General features: G+C 62.0%; 13 protein-coding genes and 5 tRNA genes. 12 read left to right on the top strand and 6 right to left on the bottom strand.

The annotated features are described in order from the left end of the window. Positions 1-772: 772 nt before the first annotated feature. Complete coding sequence (locus tag DMP07_RS05155) at positions 773-1,738, bottom strand: TDT family transporter (protein ID WP_123198089.1); 966 nt, start codon at positions 1,736-1,738, stop codon at positions 773-775. A gap of 190 nt (positions 1,739-1,928) precedes the next feature. Here DMP07_RS05155 and DMP07_RS05150 point away from each other — a divergent pair, with 190 nt between their 5' ends. Next, positions 1,929-2,831 carry a LysR family transcriptional regulator gene (locus DMP07_RS05150; RefSeq protein ID WP_123198088.1) on the top strand — a complete coding sequence of 301 codons (903 nt, stop codon included), beginning with the start codon at positions 1,929-1,931 and terminating at the stop codon, positions 2,829-2,831. Between the two features lie 269 nt (positions 2,832-3,100). On the opposite strand, the gene DMP07_RS05145 is transcribed toward DMP07_RS05150, so the two are convergent. Beyond that, positions 3,101-3,176, bottom strand: a tRNA-Arg gene (locus DMP07_RS05145). Positions 3,177-3,345: 169 nt separating this feature from the next. Here DMP07_RS05145 and DMP07_RS05140 point away from each other — a divergent pair. The 6 genes from DMP07_RS05140 (at position 3,346) to DMP07_RS05115 (ending at position 5,787) form a co-directional block, all read left to right on the top strand. Beyond that, positions 3,346-3,422 (top strand) — tRNA-His (locus tag DMP07_RS05140). Positions 3,423-3,518: 96 nt separating this feature from the next. Further along, positions 3,519-3,594, top strand: a tRNA-Lys gene (locus DMP07_RS05135). Between the two features lie 34 nt (positions 3,595-3,628). Then, positions 3,629-3,704: transfer RNA gene (locus DMP07_RS05130), tRNA-Lys, on the top strand. Positions 3,705-3,942: 238 nt separating this feature from the next. Then, entirely contained in the window at positions 3,943-4,158 is a 216-nt protein-coding gene (locus DMP07_RS05125) for a hypothetical protein (RefSeq protein ID WP_123198087.1), read from the top strand. A gap of 58 nt (positions 4,159-4,216) precedes the next feature. Further along, entirely contained in the window at positions 4,217-5,542 is a 1,326-nt protein-coding gene (gene brnQ / locus DMP07_RS05120; protein WP_244594874.1) for a branched-chain amino acid transport system II carrier protein, read from the top strand. A gap of 168 nt (positions 5,543-5,710) precedes the next feature. After that, a tRNA-Asp gene (locus tag DMP07_RS05115) sits at positions 5,711-5,787 on the top strand. A 250-nt stretch (positions 5,788-6,037) separates the two neighbouring features. Here the strand turns inward: DMP07_RS05115 and DMP07_RS05110 are convergent. Both DMP07_RS05110 and DMP07_RS05105 read right to left on the bottom strand, forming a co-directional pair. Further along, positions 6,038-7,633 (bottom strand): aminotransferase class I/II-fold pyridoxal phosphate-dependent enzyme, encoded by a 1,596-nt coding sequence (locus tag DMP07_RS05110; RefSeq protein WP_123198259.1) that lies wholly within the window; start codon positions 7,631-7,633, stop codon positions 6,038-6,040. Positions 7,634-7,904: 271 nt separating this feature from the next. Next, positions 7,905-8,324, bottom strand: coding sequence for a peptide deformylase (locus tag DMP07_RS05105; protein ID WP_123198086.1), 420 nt, complete (start codon positions 8,322-8,324; stop codon positions 7,905-7,907). A gap of 355 nt (positions 8,325-8,679) precedes the next feature. Between DMP07_RS05105 and DMP07_RS05100 the strand changes: the two genes are divergently transcribed. Then, positions 8,680-9,945 carry a RidA family protein gene (locus tag DMP07_RS05100; protein ID WP_123198085.1) on the top strand — a complete coding sequence of 422 codons (1,266 nt, stop codon included), beginning with the start codon at positions 8,680-8,682 and terminating at the stop codon, positions 9,943-9,945. A 120-nt stretch (positions 9,946-10,065) separates the two neighbouring features. Here DMP07_RS05100 and DMP07_RS05095 read toward each other — a convergent pair whose 3' ends face one another. Then, positions 10,066-10,518 (bottom strand): C-GCAxxG-C-C family protein, encoded by a 453-nt coding sequence (locus DMP07_RS05095; RefSeq protein WP_123198084.1) that lies wholly within the window; start codon positions 10,516-10,518, stop codon positions 10,066-10,068. Positions 10,519-10,686: 168 nt separating this feature from the next. Here DMP07_RS05095 and DMP07_RS05090 point away from each other — a divergent pair, with 168 nt between their 5' ends. Genes DMP07_RS05090 through dxs form a run of 4 tightly spaced genes read left to right on the top strand, consistent with a single transcriptional unit; the run spans position 10,687 to position 13,775 of the window. Beyond that, positions 10,687-11,037 (top strand): Asp23/Gls24 family envelope stress response protein, encoded by a 351-nt coding sequence (locus DMP07_RS05090; RefSeq protein ID WP_123198083.1) that lies wholly within the window; start codon positions 10,687-10,689, stop codon positions 11,035-11,037. A 31-nt stretch (positions 11,038-11,068) separates the two neighbouring features. Next, positions 11,069-11,617, top strand: a complete 549-nt coding sequence (gene nusB / locus DMP07_RS05085; protein ID WP_123198082.1) for a transcription antitermination factor NusB — start codon at positions 11,069-11,071, stop codon at positions 11,615-11,617. 1 nt (position 11,618) lies between these two features. After that, complete coding sequence (locus tag DMP07_RS05080) at positions 11,619-11,828, top strand: exodeoxyribonuclease VII small subunit (RefSeq protein WP_123198081.1); 210 nt, start codon at positions 11,619-11,621, stop codon at positions 11,826-11,828. Between the two features lie 48 nt (positions 11,829-11,876). After that, positions 11,877-13,775, top strand: coding sequence for a 1-deoxy-D-xylulose-5-phosphate synthase (gene dxs, locus DMP07_RS05075; RefSeq protein WP_123198080.1), 1,899 nt, complete (start codon positions 11,877-11,879; stop codon positions 13,773-13,775). 112 nt (positions 13,776-13,887) lie between these two features. On the opposite strand, the gene DMP07_RS05070 is transcribed toward dxs, so the two are convergent. Continuing rightward, the gene (locus DMP07_RS05070) at positions 13,888-14,982 is read right to left on the bottom strand and encodes a DUF4179 domain-containing protein (RefSeq protein ID WP_161957034.1); all 1,095 of its coding nucleotides are present in this window, start codon (positions 14,980-14,982) and stop codon (positions 13,888-13,890) included. Between the last annotated feature and the right edge of the window lie 48 nt (positions 14,983-15,030).

Below are 15,030 nucleotides of genomic sequence, written 5' to 3'. Positions count from 1 at the left end.
AAAGAGGCCTCCGAGGCCGAAAAACTCGCGGTTTGGCACGAATTCGCAGCAATCTCTCCTTGTTGATGCCGAAATAATACACAGTGAAAAGAAAAATGTGGCATATCGTGGCACGAAAGGGCGCGACGGGCGCCTTCTGCGTGCCAAACCGCGCAAAAAATGACCTGACAGGCCTCCTTTTTCCAAAAAAGCCGGAATCCGACGCCGCCGGAGGGGGTTCGCTTCTGATGGCCCGATGCGCGGAAGCCGAAAAGACGTGTGGAAGCTGAAAAGCACGCGAAAGCGAAAAGCATGCGGATGTGAGAAGGAGACTGACGAACAAAAGCGCGGATGGAGATTACCCGGCCCATGTCTCGCAAAGGAAACTGCCTCGACAACGCGAAAGCCGAAAGCTCCTTCTCGATGGTCAAGACCGAGCTTTACTGCGATTGGGAGGAAGGCGCCCCGATATCTTCGAGGGGGATTCGGGGAAGTGTATCGACCGGTATAACGATGTGCGCATCAAGAGACGCCTGGACGGAGGCGGCCCGGTCGAGTACAGGCTCAGCCGGGCCGCTTGATTCGCTTCTTTTGTCGTTCAGGAAACGGGGTCCTTTGCGGAACTCGGACGCGATAGGCCGTAGCCCTTACGAGGCCTTTCGGCTTTATCCAGTGCTGCGGCGGCCTCGGCGATTCTTGTCGCGCATGCAAAACGGCCCGACGCGGTAAGACGTCGGGCCGTTTTGGAAGAGGGAGCCGTTTTTGGGCGGATGAAGAGGCTCGGGAGAGTGCTTTATTCGGCGGCCAGCTCGCGGCGGCAGGAGCGCTCGGCGGCCAGGCTGCGGCCGATGCGGGCGAACTCCATGAGGAATCGCGCGAACACGTAGCCGACCATGGCGCAGGCAAGCACGGTTTCGATGCCGACCAGCACATGCAAAACGGCGGGATAGACGATGCCTGCATTCGCCAGCATGGTGAGCGTGCGGTCGAGCGCGGTGGCGGTGATCACGAAGGGGAAGGTCATGGCCGCATAGCTGGGGTAGAACTTCAGGCGCAGGAAGTGCGGCAGACGAACCAGCACGGCCACCAGCAGCAGCTGGGCCAGCACGGCGAGCACGCAGGCGAATGCGGGGTTCGGAATGGGCTCGGTGGCAAGATAGCCCGCCAGCGAAAGGCTCATGGGCGCGGTGTAGATGCAGAACAGCGGGCGCGCGCCTTCTTCCACGGGATGCTTGGCGTAGCGGGTCGTCACCATGACCAGCAGCACGGCGTAGGCGACGAAACCGAACCAGAAGATCGCGGAGCCGAGACGCTCGAGGCCGTAGACCGGCGAGCTCACCGAGGCCACGACGATGCCCACGTAGCAGATGAAGTAGGTGGGGTAGACCTTGGTCAGGTCGAAATCGCGCAGGTGATACACGCTGAACCAGGCCATCAGCACGAAATGGGCGGCTACGGCGCAGGCCCAGATCGCGAAGGCGGGAACGTGGGCGAACGGAGCCAGATAGGTGCTCAGCTGCATGACGGTCATGAGGAAGGTTGCGCTCACGCTTGCCAGGATGGGGTTCTCGAAATCTTCGCGGATGCCGGCGGAATCGCTCAGAAGACGGGCGGCAAGCAGGACGGTAAGAGCGAGGGAGCACAAGCCGCATGCTGCGTAAGCCGCCGTCGACAGGGGCTTGAGCAGGATGCCCAGCGCAGCAAGGCCCAGTGCCAGGCCGCCCGTGGGAATGGGTACCTTCTTCAGAAACTCTCGCATGATTGCTCCTTATCTATCGGGCGGCTTCGTCGCGCCGCAGTTGTTTCGATGGACTTATCTTGCGCCTGTCTTTCGATGAAGTAAACTTATGATTACTAATGGCATAAACAGTTTTGCTTATGGTTGTGGAATGAGCGCGCGTCAGGCATTCGCATGCCGCGCGCTCGCGAGAAAGCTTCGGGAGGATGCCATGCTCGATACCCGCGTCGCCACGTTTCTGGCCGTGTGCCGCACGCTCAATTACACCCACGCCGCCCGCGAGCTCAATCTGACGCAATCGGCGGTTTCGCAGCACATGGCCCATCTCGAGCGGTCGTACGGCGCCAAGCTGGTGTCGATCGAGGGCAAGAGCATGCGCCTCACCGAACAGGGGAAGCTGCTGCAGCGCGCCTTTCTTTCGTTCGCGCACGACGAGGCGCTGCTGCGCCGCCGCATCGCCGCCGTTTCGTCGGATGAGGTGGTGCGACTGAACGTGGGCACCACGCTCACGGCGGGCGAATACATCGTGGCGCCTGCCTTGGCGCGCTCGCTGAAGCGCAACCCGCGGTTTCGCGTCACGGTGACCTCGCGCAGCACCGAGGAGCTGCTCGACCTGATGGACAAAGGGGCGATCGATTGCGCGTTCGTCGAAGGCATCTTCGAGAAAAGCGCGTTTTCGTGGGATCTTCTGTGCGAGCAGGAGCTGGTGTGCGTCTGCTCGCCCGAGCACCGCCTGGCAGGGAAGCGGTGCCGCATGGAGGACCTGTTCGACGAGCCGCTGATCGTGCGCGAGAAAGAATCGGGCTCGCGCGCGGTGCTCGAGCACGCCCTGCGCGGGCGAAACCTCACGCTGGCATCGTTCGCCGACGTGGCGGAGGTGTCGAGCATCGGGGTCATCAAGGCGTTCGTGGCTGCGGGCCTGGGCGTGTCGTTCGTCTACGAGGCGGGCGTGGCGGCGGAGCTCGCGCGGGGCGATCTTGCGCGCATCGAGGTGGAAGGCGATGCGATCGTGCACGACATCTCGTTCGTCCGTCCGAAGGAAAGCGTGTTCGAGGACGGGTTCAGGGAATTTTTCGAAGGCGTGTGCGGCGAATTCGACGCCGCGGAGGCGTGACGGCGGCGTCGGCGCGGGCCGCGTTTCACACGTCGATTCGCAGCAGGGTGCGTTCGTGCATGCCGGCGTGCTCGAAGGGGCTGCTGCTCATCGAGCGGCGCGGGCGTTCGACGAAACGTGTTCTAAGGCGATGCGCGCCTCTGCTTTTCGGCTGCGCCGTTTCGTGAAGATGCCTGCCGTACCGCATTGGCCTGCCGCATAGCCGCATCGATTCGCCGGATATAAAGAAAGGCGCCTCGGGTACGGCCGAGACGCCTTGCGTTTCTTCATGGCGCCCCCGGCGGGATTCGAACCCACAACCATCGGATTAGAAGTCCGGTGCTCTATCCATTGAGCCACGGGGGCGTGTCGCGCGTGCATGCCCCTGCATGGGCGCGGCTGAATGCCGCGAAAAGGGCGAATGCGCACGGTTGTTTATTATAGCGGAAACAAAAAAAGGAAATAATTGAAAAATACTCTTGCAAAACGGCTAAGAGGTCTGTATATTATCCACTTGCACATTGCGTGTGACGTGGTGGGTGTGGCCTAGTTGGTTAGGGCGCCAGATTGTGGCTCTGGAGGTCGTCGGTTCGAATCCGATCACCCACCCCAGTTTTTTTAAAATTGGCTCTTGCGAAATTTGAAAGAATAGTTCACAATAGCCAAGCGCTTCAGCCACGAAGCGCAGAACCTTTACATATGCTTTTCGGATCGTTAGCTTAGTTGGTAGAGCAGGGGACTCTTAATCCCAAGGTCCGGGGTTCGAGTCCCCGACGATCCACCAGGTATATTCAGCCGGTTCATTCCGGCTTTCTTTCGGATCGTTAGCTTAGTTGGTAGAGCAGGGGACTCTTAATCCCAAGGTCCGGGGTTCGAGTCCCCGACGATCCACCAGATAATGACAGGGCTGGAAGCTTACGTTTCCAGCCCTTTTTTGATTGATTCGGCATGCATGGCGTCGAAAACGCCGTATACTGTTCCGAACCGTCGGAACGAACGGCCGATGTATACATTCGGGGTGCTTTGTAGCGGAATGCTTGCAACGCAGGGCACTCTGCATGTAAAATCGCGGTTCGTTGTCAAAGAAGATGCAGTGTTTCCGTGCTGACAGGTTGAGAAAGGCAGGCGAGCAATGAGCGAACTGATGAGGTATAAAGGCAGGCGCTCCTTGATTACCGGCGTGAGCCTCGAACCCGGTCAGGTGTATGAAATCGTCCCGCTCGACAGGAAGTACGGTCGTGACGGTTTCTGGGTCGAGGTCACCGACGGCAAAGATAAATGCCGTTGTCCGTATGAGGATAAAGAAGCCTTTCTGAACAATTGGGAAATGGCTAACGGGGCGCTTTAGGCGCCCTTTTTTGTGACGAAAACAAGCGATGACGAAACGAGTCGAATGGAGGGGATTCGTGGAAAAAACGAATGACGTGAAAAAAGGCGGCATGAGCCGCATGCAGCTGCTGATGCTCGGCGGCATGCTCTTCTCGATGTTCTTCGGCGCAGGCAATCTGATCCTGCCGCCGCTTCTCGGCCTGCAGGCGGGCGCCGATGCCGCTCCTGCCACGGCGGGCTTTTTGATCGCGGGCATCGGCCTGCCCGTGCTCGGTATTATCGCGGTGGCCTTGGTGGGCGACATCCGTCAGCTCGCCGGCCGCGTGCATCCGCTGTTCGCGTCGGTGTTCATCGCGACGGTCTATCTGACCATCGGCCCCTTCCTGGCTATTCCCCGTACGTCCACCACAGCGTTCGAGATGGTGAAGCCCCTGATCCCCGGCGGCGATTCGTTCGTGGTGGCCGCGGTATTCTCGGTGGTGTTCTTTGCCATCGCGTTCTTCCTGGCCCTTCGTCCCGGCATGCTGTCGCGCATCCTCGGCCGTTTCTCCGCTCCTGCGCTGATCGTCTTGATCGCGCTCGTAGTGGGTGCGGCCTTGTTCGCAGGCATCGGCGACGTGCCGGCCGCGCGTGCGCCGTATGACGGCAACGCCGTGTCCGAGGGCTTTTTGGCGGGCTATCAGACCATGGACCTGCTTGCCGCTTTGTGCTTCGGCATCGTGGTGGCTTCGAACGTGAAGGAGCACGGCGTCACCGACCCCAAGAAGGTGACGGGCGCCATCTCCGTCGCGGGCATCATCGCCGGCGTGCTCATGGCCGCCGTGTACTGCGGCCTTTCGTTCGTGGGCCTTTCCATGGCTTCTTCTATGCCCGGCGCCACCAACGGCGCCGAGGTCCTGGCCGCTTCGGCGAATCTGCACTTCGGTGCCGCGGGTTCGGTGATCGTGGCCGCGATCTTCCTGCTCGCCTGCCTGAACGTGTGCACGGGCCTCATCTCGTGCTGCTCCGAGTACTTCTCCGAAGTGTGCCCGCGCGTTCCGCTGCCCGTTTGGGCCGCTATTTTCGCGGTGTTCAGCTGCTGCGTTTCGCTGGTCGGACTCGATTCCATCCTGGCGTTCTCCGCTCCGCTGCTGGGCGCCCTGTATCCGCCCGCCATCGCTATGATGGTCATGGGCCTTGCCCACAGCGTGTGCGACAAGTCGCCCCGCATGTGGCCGTGGGTCGTGCTGTCCACGACGGTCGTCAGCGTCATCGTTGCGCTGCGCGACGCGTTCGTTCCCGACATGTGGATCTTCTTGGATGCGTTGCCGGGCGCCGACATGGGTCTTGGCTGGATCGGCATCGCTGTCGTGGCCGCCTGCATCGGTGCGCTGTATTCTTCGATCGAGAAGAAGCGCGCATAAGCATATGCTCAAGCCTGAGGGCCGCCGTTCGTTCGGCGGCTCTTTTTGCGCTTCGGCGGGGCCTTCCGAGGGTCGGAAAAGAAAGTCGAAAAAATTTTAAAATTTCTCTTGGCATATGGGTAAGGCTTCTGTATACTAACAACTCGTTGCAACGGCAACAAACAACACGGGGTGTTAGCTCAGTTGGTTAGAGCGCCGGCCTGTCACGTCGGAGGTCGCGAGTTCGAGTCTCGTACATCCCGCCATCTGAATTCGAAAGAGTCGCTTCGGCGGCTCTTTTTCGTTATCGGGCATATGCTGCGAGGCTCTGCCTGCAACCCGTCTCGTTTTTTCTTTCCGAACAATTTTTTCGGCCATTGCATCCGAGTCTGACTTTTGCGCCATCGGGGCCTCGGAGGCCGTGCGAACGAAAAAGCCCGCGCCCAGGTTCGGTTCCGGGGCGCGGGCTTCGGCCGCCTGCACGCTATTTGCGGGCTGATTATACGGGGCTTCGCGTTAACGCTGGCGATAGTGCGCGAAGAAGTCCTGCAGGCTCTCCATGGCTTCTGCCAGCACTTCGATGCGTGGCAGGTACACGATGCGGAAGTGGTCGGGCTTGTGCCAGTTGAAGCCCTGGCCGCGCGTGATGAGGATTTTCTTCTCATGCAGCAGGTCGAGCGCGAACTGCTCGTCGTCGGTGATGTTGAATTTCTTCACGTCGATCTTGGGGAAGATGTAAAACGCCGCCTTCGGTTTGACCACCGAGATGCCGTCGATCTCTTTCAACGCGTTGTACACGAACTCGCGCTGCTCATAGACGCGTCCGCCCGGCGCCACGTATCCCTTGACGCTCTGATGCCCGCCGAGGGCCGTCTGCACGATCGACTGCGCAGGCACGTTGGAGCACAAGCGCATGTTCGAAAGCATGTTGATGCCCAGCATGAAGTCGCGTGCGCAGCGCTTCTCGCCCGACATGATCATCCAGCCCACGCGATAGCCCGCGATCATATGCGATTTCGACAGGCCCGAGAAGGTGACGCAGAACAGGTCGGGGGCAAGCGAGGCGATTGAAATATGTTCGGCATCGTCCATGACCAGACGGTCGTAGATTTCGTCGGAGAAGATCATGAGCTGGTGCTTGCGCGCCACTTCGACGATTTCCTCGAGCACCTCGCGCGGATACACGGCGCCGGTGGGGTTGTTCGGGTTGATGATGACGAGCGCCTTGGTGCGCGGGGTGATCTTGCTTTCCATATCGGCGATGTCGGGGTACCAATCGGCCTGTTCGTCGCACAGATAGTGCACGGGGGTGCCGCCTGCCAGCGTGGCGCACGCAGTCCACAGCGGATAATCGGGCGAAGGAATCAAGATCTCGTCGCCGGTGTCCAGAAGGGCCTGCATGCACATCTGGATGAGCTCGGACACGCCGTTGCCGGTATAGATCGAGTCCATGTCCACGTTGGGAATGTGTTTGATCTGGGCATACTGCATGATCGCCTTGCGCGCCGAGAACAGGCCGCGCGAATCGGAATAGCCCTCGCACTCGGGCAGCTGCATGCGCATGTCGGCGATCACCTCGTCGGGCGTGCGGAAGCCGAACGGCGCCGGGTTGCCGATGTTGAGTTTGAGGATGTGCTGGCCTTCGCGCTCGAGGCGGGCGGCTTCGTCGACCACGGGGCCACGCACGTCGTAGAGAACGTTGTCGAGCTTGGATGATTTCTTGAATTCACGCATCGGGGTGCTCCTTGAAGAAGAAGGGGAGGGCGGGGTCTGGTCGATGGCGGCCGCAGGCCGCGCGTCGGCTCGCGTCTCGGATTCGTCGCGCGCCTCGTCTCGCGGCGCGTCGGCGGCCTGGTCGCGTTCTGCGCGGGCGGCCTGCGTGGCGTTGCGTGCGGCGGCCCTGCGCGGAGCCCGGTCGGCTTTCTCGCCTTCGTCGCCGTGCAGAAGCCAGGCGGCGTCTACGTCCAGCACGGACCCGATCAGGGCGGCCACGTCTTTGCGCGGGATGGTTTTGCCGCTGACGTATTGGCTCACCTGGCTTTTGCCGAGCTTCGAGCCGCGGGCGGCCGCGGCGCCGATCAGATCGGCCTGCTTCATGCCCGCATCAGCCATGGCGCTTTTCAGCCGGTCGGAAAAGGTCTCGGAAGTCACGCGTCCTCCTTCTTCGTTCATCGGGTCGAACATCGATAAGTTCAATTTCGTTCGCCATAAGTTCAATTTCCGTGCAGTCTAACACAGCTGAAATTGAACTTCCCGACGATTCGGTTCAATTTCAACGAAGAAGGCGAACGGTCGACGCGCGTGACGGGTGGGCCGCGGCAAAAGAAAAGGCGCGCAGCCGAAGCCGCGCGCCGTGCGTCGCCGTAGGTTGTGCGTGGGTCCGCTAGACCAGCTTGCCCTTGCAATGGTCGATCATGTGCTGAAGCATCTGCGCGGTCCAGCCCTGGAAGTCTTCCTTGCGCAGCTTCATCTCGCCGTCGACCAGTTCGTGGTAGGAAACCTTGGCGCGGTCGTAGCGCGTGGTGACGGTTACTTCGTCGCGGGTCAGACAGCCCTCTTCGGCCCTGAATGCGCCCAGACCCAGCAGGAGCTTGGGGTTGTACATGACGTGCGGCCGGTCCTGTTCGTCCAGGTAGGCGATGACGGCCTTGGCCTCGCCGATCTGGTTGGCGGCCAGGCATGCCGCGCCTTCGGTGGCGAGCAGGGTGTCCACCAGGTCCTGGGCGATTTGCTCGTCGGCCGGGGTTGCCTTCTCGCACGGCGTCGACAGGATCGCTTCGTCTTTCACGAGCTCTTTGATCATGGGAAGTCCTTCTCGTAGGGTTTCGAATCGTCGGGCTATGGTATCACGCTTTCGGCTCCGCCGTCTTCGCGGCCGTTTTCTCCGCACGCCAGCGATGCTTCGACGAAGGGTTCGAAACCTGTCCGGATCGGTCATTTCAAGCCTTGTTTTCCGTTGATTTCCGCCGTCTTGTGCCCTCCAGGCGGCGTCGCTGCGACGGCATGCGGCTGCTTGGAAAACGGTTTTGCAAAATGTGTTGACAAGACGCGCCCCGTACCGTGTAATTCGCTGCGTGCAGTAATGGCTGCATGGCAGGACAGGGGCAAGAAGTCCTGCGAGTGTAATGACCAATGGGTGTCAAAAGGAAGGTAGAACCATGGGTGACAACGTCGTATTGGCGCGCAATACCGAAGACGCGCCGAAGTGCCCGATGTCTTCTCAGACCGTGGCGTTCTCGCACTACAACAACATCTCCGCGCAGCTGGGCATCGACCCGGCCACCGGCGAGCTCGTCGAAGGCGGCGTGCTCGAGCAGGCCGCTCAGGCTTTCGCGAACCTCGAGTCCGTCGTCGAAAGCATCGACCATGTCCTCAACGACGTGGTCCGCATCACCGTGTTCGTCAAGGATATCCGCGATATGGACGATGTCGACGAGGTCCAGAAGATGTTCTTCCCGACCTACGCTCCTACGCGCACCGTGGTTGCCGTCGACGACCTGCCGTTCGGCGCCCTCGTTCAGATCGAGGCCCTGATCACCAACGGCGAAGGCACCATTCCTAACGAGCCTCAGGCGGGCGACCTGCTGAAGTATGTCAACAATACCCACGCGGCTCCGATGAACGTCATGTCTTCCCAGACCGTGGCGTTCTCGCACTACAACAACATCTCCGCCCAGCTGCCGATCAACCCCGGCACCGGCCAGATCGTCGAGGGCGGCATCAAGGCCCAGACCGCTCAGTGCCTCAAGAACATCAAGGCCATCCTGAACAGCGTCGACGTTCCGTTCGACGACATCGTCAAGATCACCGTGTTCCTGCGCGACCTTGCCGATCTGGACGCCGTGAACGAGGTCTACACCACGTTCTTCCCCGATTCCGCCATCGCGCGCGCCGTCGCCTACATGCCGGCCCGCACCGTGGTGGAGGTCGCCGACCTGCCCCTGCACGCGCTCGTGCAGATCGAGGCCGTGGTTTCCCACGGCGACGGCACTCCGCCGCAGGCCGTCGAAGACCGTCACGGTCTGATCCTCGAGGCTAACAACACCGACGCCGCTCCGAAGTGCGCCCTTTCCACGCAGACCGTGGCGTTCTCTCACTACAACAACATCTCCGCCCAGTACGGTATCGACCCCGCCACCGGCAAGCTCGTCGAGGGCGGCGTGAAGGCCCAGGCTGTCCAGGCCCTGAAGAACATCAAGGCCATCATCGAGTGCGTCGACCACGTCATGGAAGACGCCGTCAAGGTGAACATCTACGTGAAGGACCTCGCCGACATGGACGCCGTGAACGAGGCGTACAAGGAGTTCTTCCCCGAGGGAACCCCTGCCCGTCGCGTCGTGGGCGTGAAGAATCTGCAGGGCGAGGCCCTGGTCATGATCGACGCCATCTTCGGCAACTTCGAAGGCACCCCGCCGGTGAAGTAAGTCCGATTAGGACCCGCTTCGCAGCGGACGCTTCGGAAACGTCATGCTCCAAGAAAGGACCCGAGGATTTCCTCGGGTCCTTTTCGCGTGCGGCCGAAGGCGTGCGCCGTGCGCGCGGGCTTAGCGGCCCTCGAGGCCTTCGAGCATGTCGATGGCCAGGTTCAGGCCCAAGACGATGCACTCGTCGCATGGGCGCAGCGGCGCGTCGGCATGGACGGCTTTGATGTCGGCGCACAGGGTGGAGCCTACGTTGTCGCGGAAACGGTCGACGACCTGCTTGGCCAGCGCGTAGGTGTCCTGCTTGCTGGTGGGGTCGTCGTAGCCGTTGCTGCGGGCGTATCCCGCCACCATGGCCGCGCCCGCGATGGCGCCGCAGGTCTCGGTGAAGCCGCCCATGCCGCCGCCGAGGCCTTCCGCCGCGCGGAAGACGTCGCGTTCGTCGGCGTTCACGAACGGGGCCAGCGTGCAGGCGACGCACTGCGCGCAGTTGAAGTTGCGGGCGTGCAGCTCCAGCGCATGCGCGGCCAGGGCTTCGCGGTCGAACGCGGGACGGGCGGGGTTTTCGGTAGTCATGGCATCTCCTCGGTCCGTTGGTTTGCTGTGACATGGATTGTACGCCGCCGCGCGCGCGGTATGAACGAGTTCGGTATTTCGATCGAAACTCGGGCGCATTGCGTGGCTCGCCGCCGAATGGAGTACAATAACGGGATGCTTAGTCAACAACGAGCCGAAAGGACCGTCATGAGCGAAGAGTTGTATGTCGACGGCTTGGGCCTTGCCCCGGGCGTCATGGAAACCATCGTGGCAATCGCCGCTAAAGAGGTCGAAGGCGTCGCGAGCGTGGGTTCTTCGACGTTTTCCGGCATTCGTTCGCGCTTCGTGTCCAACGCGGCCGCTCAGGGCATCGAAGTCAGCATGAACGAGACCGAGGGCGTCGATATCGCCGTGCACGTCGACGTGTATTTCGGAAGGCCCATTCCTTCCGTCGCCGCCGAGGTGCGCCAGGCCGTCGCCGATGCCGTGATCACCCAGGTCGGATTCAAGGTGTCTTCGATCGACGTCTACGTCGACGGCATCCGCTTCTCGGCATAACGCATAGTACGTATATAAGGATAGGGAATAGATGAAACGTCACGAGCGCTCTTTGGCGCGCCGCTGCGCGCTGCAGGTTCTGTATCAGAGCGAGATTCTGAACAAGCCGGCCGACCAGGTAGTCGAAGAAGGCCTGGTCCCCGATGAGGCAGGCATGGGCGATTACGCGCGCATGCTCATCATGGGGGTTTCCTCGCACAAGACCCAACTCGACCGCATCATCAGCGTCAGCTCGCAGAACTGGGCCATCGACCGCATGCCCGTGGTCGACCGCTCCATTTTGCGCCTTGCCGCGTTCGAGCTGAAATACGTGGACGACGTTCCCGTGTCGGTAGCCATCAACGAGGCCGTCGAGCTGGCCAAGGAATTCGGCGGCGAAGACGATTCCCATCGTTTCGTGAACGGCATTTTGGGTCGTATCGCGCGCGATAGCGAATCCGGCATCGACCCGACGCAGGCCGTCGAGGAGGAGCCGGCCGCCCAGGCCGCCGACGAGCAGGTCCAGGCCGCCGAGGCCCCGGCCGACGCTGAGGCGCCCGCCCAGGCCGAGCCCGCGAAGACGGACGAGGCCGCCGAATAGCATGAGCGCCGACGAGCAGACGCGCTCCGGTTTCGCTGCCATCCGCGACCGCCTCGACGAGATAGCGGCGCAGGTGCGCGACGACGCCATGCCCCTCGATGCCGCCCTCGACCTGTACGACGAGGCGGTGAAGCTCGGTATGAAGGCGACGGAGCTTCTGGAAACCATCGAAGAGGGCGATCATGCCGAGTCAGGAGAAGAGGCGCGATGACGCCTCTTCCGGTCACGTGGCAAACACCCGCAAGCTAAGGCAGGATGCATGGAACACCGAATTCTTGACATGATATCGTCCCCTGCAGATCTCAAGCTCCTCACTGACGAGGAGCTTGCCATTCTCGCCTCCGAAATACGCGAGCAGATTCTTGAAACCACGTCGAAAAACGGCGGCCACGTGGCCCCGAGCCTCGGTGTAGTCGAGCTTACTCTGGCGTGCCATAGCCTGCTCGACTGTCCCCACGACAAGCTGCTGTTCGACGTAGGCCATCAGTCGTATGCGCACAAGCTGCTCACCGGCCGCCTGAACATGTTCGACACGCTGCGTCAGTACAAGGGCATGTCGGGCTTTCCGAAGGCCGCCGAAAGCCCCTACGACGTGCACCCTTCGGGCCATGCGTCCGATTCGGTTTCGGTGGCGCTCGGCCTTGCCATGGCGCGCGATTTGCGCGGCAGCGACGAGAAGATCGTCACGATCATCGGCGACGCGGCGCTTTCGGGCGGCATGGCCTTCGAGGCGCTCAACCACGCGGGCCAGCTGCAGACGCCCATGGTGGTCATCCTCAACGACAACGAGATGTCCATCTCGCGCAACGTGGGCGCGCTGGCCAAATATCTCGGCCATAAGCGTGCGTCGCGCGAATACACCCAGGCGCGCGACGGCATCCAGAGCGCGCTCGAGGCGCAGGGCGAATGGGGCCACGGCCTGGTCGATTTCGGCCGCAACGTCAAAGATTCGATCAAACAGATGATCATTCCCGGCGAGATGATCTTCGAAAAGCTTGGCTTTCTGTGCACCGCGCCCGTTCCGGGCCACGACATCACGGCACTCAAGCATACGCTGCGTGTGGTGCTCGACGCCGAGGTTCCCGTGCTCATGCACGTGGTCACGAAGAAGGGCATGGGATACGAGCCTGCTGAGCGCCGCCCCGATGTGTTTCACGGCGTGGGTCCGTTCGACTTGGCCACCGGCGAGGTGAAGAAGTCGTCGTCGACCGCGCCCAAGTACACGAGCGTTTTCGGCAAGGCGCTGGTGCGCGAAGCCGCCGCCAACGAAGACATCGTGGCCATCACCGCGGCCATGAAAGACGGCACGGGTCTCAACGAGTTCGCCGACAAGTACCCGAAGCGCTTCATCGACACGGGCATCGCCGAAGAGCATGCGGTGGCGCTGGCCAGCGGCCTTGCGATAGGCGGCAAGAAGCCCGTCGTGGCGATCTATTCCACGTTCATGCAGCGCGCGGTCGACCAGATGATCATCAACAACGCGCTGCCTGATCTTGACGTGGTGTTCTGTCTCGACCGCGCAGGCCTGGTGGGCGACGACGGCCCCACGCATCACGGCGTGTTCGATATCGCCTATACGCGCATGATCCCGCATATGAAGGTCATGGCGCCATCCGATGAGGCCGAGTTGGTGCATATGCTGCATACGGCGCTTTCTTTGCACGGCCCGGTCACGCTGCGCTATCCGCGCGGCGAGGCGCGCGGCTTCGAGCTGCCCGAGACCCCGCAGGTTCTCGAGGTGGGCAAGTCGCGCACTACGCGCGAAGGCGACGATGTGGCCATCCTTGCGTTCGGTCGCATGGTGCAGGAGGCTGAAGGCGCATCCGATATCCTGGCCGCCGAAGGCATCGGCGTGCGCGTGGTCGACATGCGCTGGATCAAACCCTTCGACGAAGCCGCCGTGCGTGCCGCCGCCGAGGAATGCTCGCTGGTGGCCACGGCCGAAGAAGGCGTGGTCGAAGGCGGTATCGGCGAGGGGATCTTGGAGGATTTGGCCGCCAACCCGCCCGCGAAAGTGCCTCCTATCCTGACGTTCGGCATTCCCGATCGCTTCGTCAGCCAGGGCAAAGTGTCCTTGCTGCACAAAGAAGTAGGCCTCGACGCCGAAAGCATGGCGAACCGCATCCGCGAAAAGCTCGCTTCCATGAAGCAGGCCTAAGGGCGCAGCAACCGTCCGGCAACGCAAGAGGGCGACGGAATAAACTCCGTCGCCCTCTTTTCGTATGCGCTCGTATGCCGCGCTCCGGTGTCGCTCGGCGTGCGGCGTGGCGCTAACGCTCCCAGACTTCCGTGCCGGCGATGCTGACGCTCGTCACGTTTTCGGGTGCGGCGAACACGTCGAACACAAGGGTCTTGTGGACGCTCGTGGTGCCGTCGCCGTTGGTGCGGCTCGACGAGCCGCTTTCGGTCGCGTCGATCACGGTGCCGTCGGCCAAAGAGATCAGGATGGGCAGGTTCAGGATGCGGTCCATCTCGGCCTCGTTGCGGTCGGACATCTTGCCGTCGCCCTGGTCTTGCCAGTTCATGACGTCATGCGCCGTGTAATCCACCGTGATGCCGATGGGGGAGATTGCGATCGATTCGACATCGGCGCTCAAGCCGTTGTAGTCCACGGCGAATCCTGCGGGAAGGTCGACGGTCGTGTCGTCGTAGTTCATCGTGAACTTGAGGTCCCAGGTGCCTTCGACGAGGGTATGCAGGCCGTTCGCTCCGTCGAGCACGGAGAGGTTTTCGAGATGCACGCGGGCGGTGTTGCCGATGATGCCTTTGCCGTTAAAGGTGTCGGCGGACATGCTTTCCACCATCTGGATGGCGTTGTCGCTCGGGTCGGCGTCGTAGAAATGGATGCTGCCGCCTCCGCCGTCCATCCAGTCGATATGCGTGCCCGAGGGGCCTTCGAACATCAGGGGCAGCGTGCCGGCATCGTTCGGGGCCACGTCGAAGGGCTCGCCGTCGTCGCGCGCGATGCTGAACACCACGACGTAGTTGTAGCGGTCGCCTACCACGGCGTCGGCGGTCACGGTGACGCCGTTGCAGCTGGCGGATGCGCCGATGGGACGGCCGATCGCGTCGATGACCTCGGTGGATGCAGGCGCGCCGTTGAACATGTCGTCGAGCAGCCCGTTCACGGTGGTCAGTGCGCCGGTCGCGGCGATCGCGCCGGCGCTTCCTACGACCAGGGCGCCTGCGAGGCTTGCGGCCGCTACGAGCTGCCAGCGTTTCTTGAGGCGCGGCGCGCGTTTGCTCGCGGCGCGCTGCTGCGCGGCAGTTGCAGCCGCGGCGTCCGCCTCGCGCGTCCGGTGTTCGGCGATGGCTCGGGCCAGGTCGTTCGCCATCAGGTCGGCGGTTTCTTCGGAAAAGGCCAAGGAGTCGAGGGCCTGTCGATATGTTGTATGCATGGTGGCCTCCAGAGA

This window comes from Slackia faecicanis, from assembly GCF_003725295.1.
GTDB lineage: Bacteria > Actinomycetota > Coriobacteriia > Coriobacteriales > Eggerthellaceae > Slackia > Slackia faecicanis.
The sequence above is the reverse complement of the archived record's forward strand: the minus strand, read 5'-3'. Positions and strand labels throughout refer to the sequence as shown.

Excerpts from the sequence above, each read along its gene's own strand:
- DMP07_RS05125 (WP_123198087.1), top strand. The coding sequence starts at position 3,943 with ATGAGCGAACTGATGAGGTATAAAGGCAGGCGCTCCTTGATTACCGGC.
- dxs (WP_123198080.1), top strand. The coding sequence starts at position 11,877 with ATGGAACACCGAATTCTTGACATGATATCGTCCCCTGCAGATCTCAAG.
- DMP07_RS05105 (WP_123198086.1), bottom strand. The coding sequence starts at position 8,324 with ATGATCAAAGAGCTCGTGAAAGACGAAGCGATCCTGTCGACGCCGTGC.
- DMP07_RS05090 (WP_123198083.1), top strand. The coding sequence starts at position 10,687 with ATGAGCGAAGAGTTGTATGTCGACGGCTTGGGCCTTGCCCCGGGCGTC.
- DMP07_RS05100 (WP_123198085.1), top strand. The coding sequence starts at position 8,680 with ATGGGTGACAACGTCGTATTGGCGCGCAATACCGAAGACGCGCCGAAG.
- nusB (WP_123198082.1), top strand. The coding sequence starts at position 11,069 with ATGAAACGTCACGAGCGCTCTTTGGCGCGCCGCTGCGCGCTGCAGGTT.
- DMP07_RS05080 (WP_123198081.1), top strand. The coding sequence starts at position 11,619 with ATGAGCGCCGACGAGCAGACGCGCTCCGGTTTCGCTGCCATCCGCGAC.
- DMP07_RS05110 (WP_123198259.1), bottom strand. The coding sequence starts at position 7,633 with ATGGCTGATGCGGGCATGAAGCAGGCCGATCTGATCGGCGCCGCGGCC.
- DMP07_RS05155 (WP_123198089.1), bottom strand. The coding sequence starts at position 1,738 with ATGCGAGAGTTTCTGAAGAAGGTACCCATTCCCACGGGCGGCCTGGCA.
- DMP07_RS05150 (WP_123198088.1), top strand. The coding sequence starts at position 1,929 with ATGCTCGATACCCGCGTCGCCACGTTTCTGGCCGTGTGCCGCACGCTC.
- DMP07_RS05095 (WP_123198084.1), bottom strand. The coding sequence starts at position 10,518 with ATGACTACCGAAAACCCCGCCCGTCCCGCGTTCGACCGCGAAGCCCTG.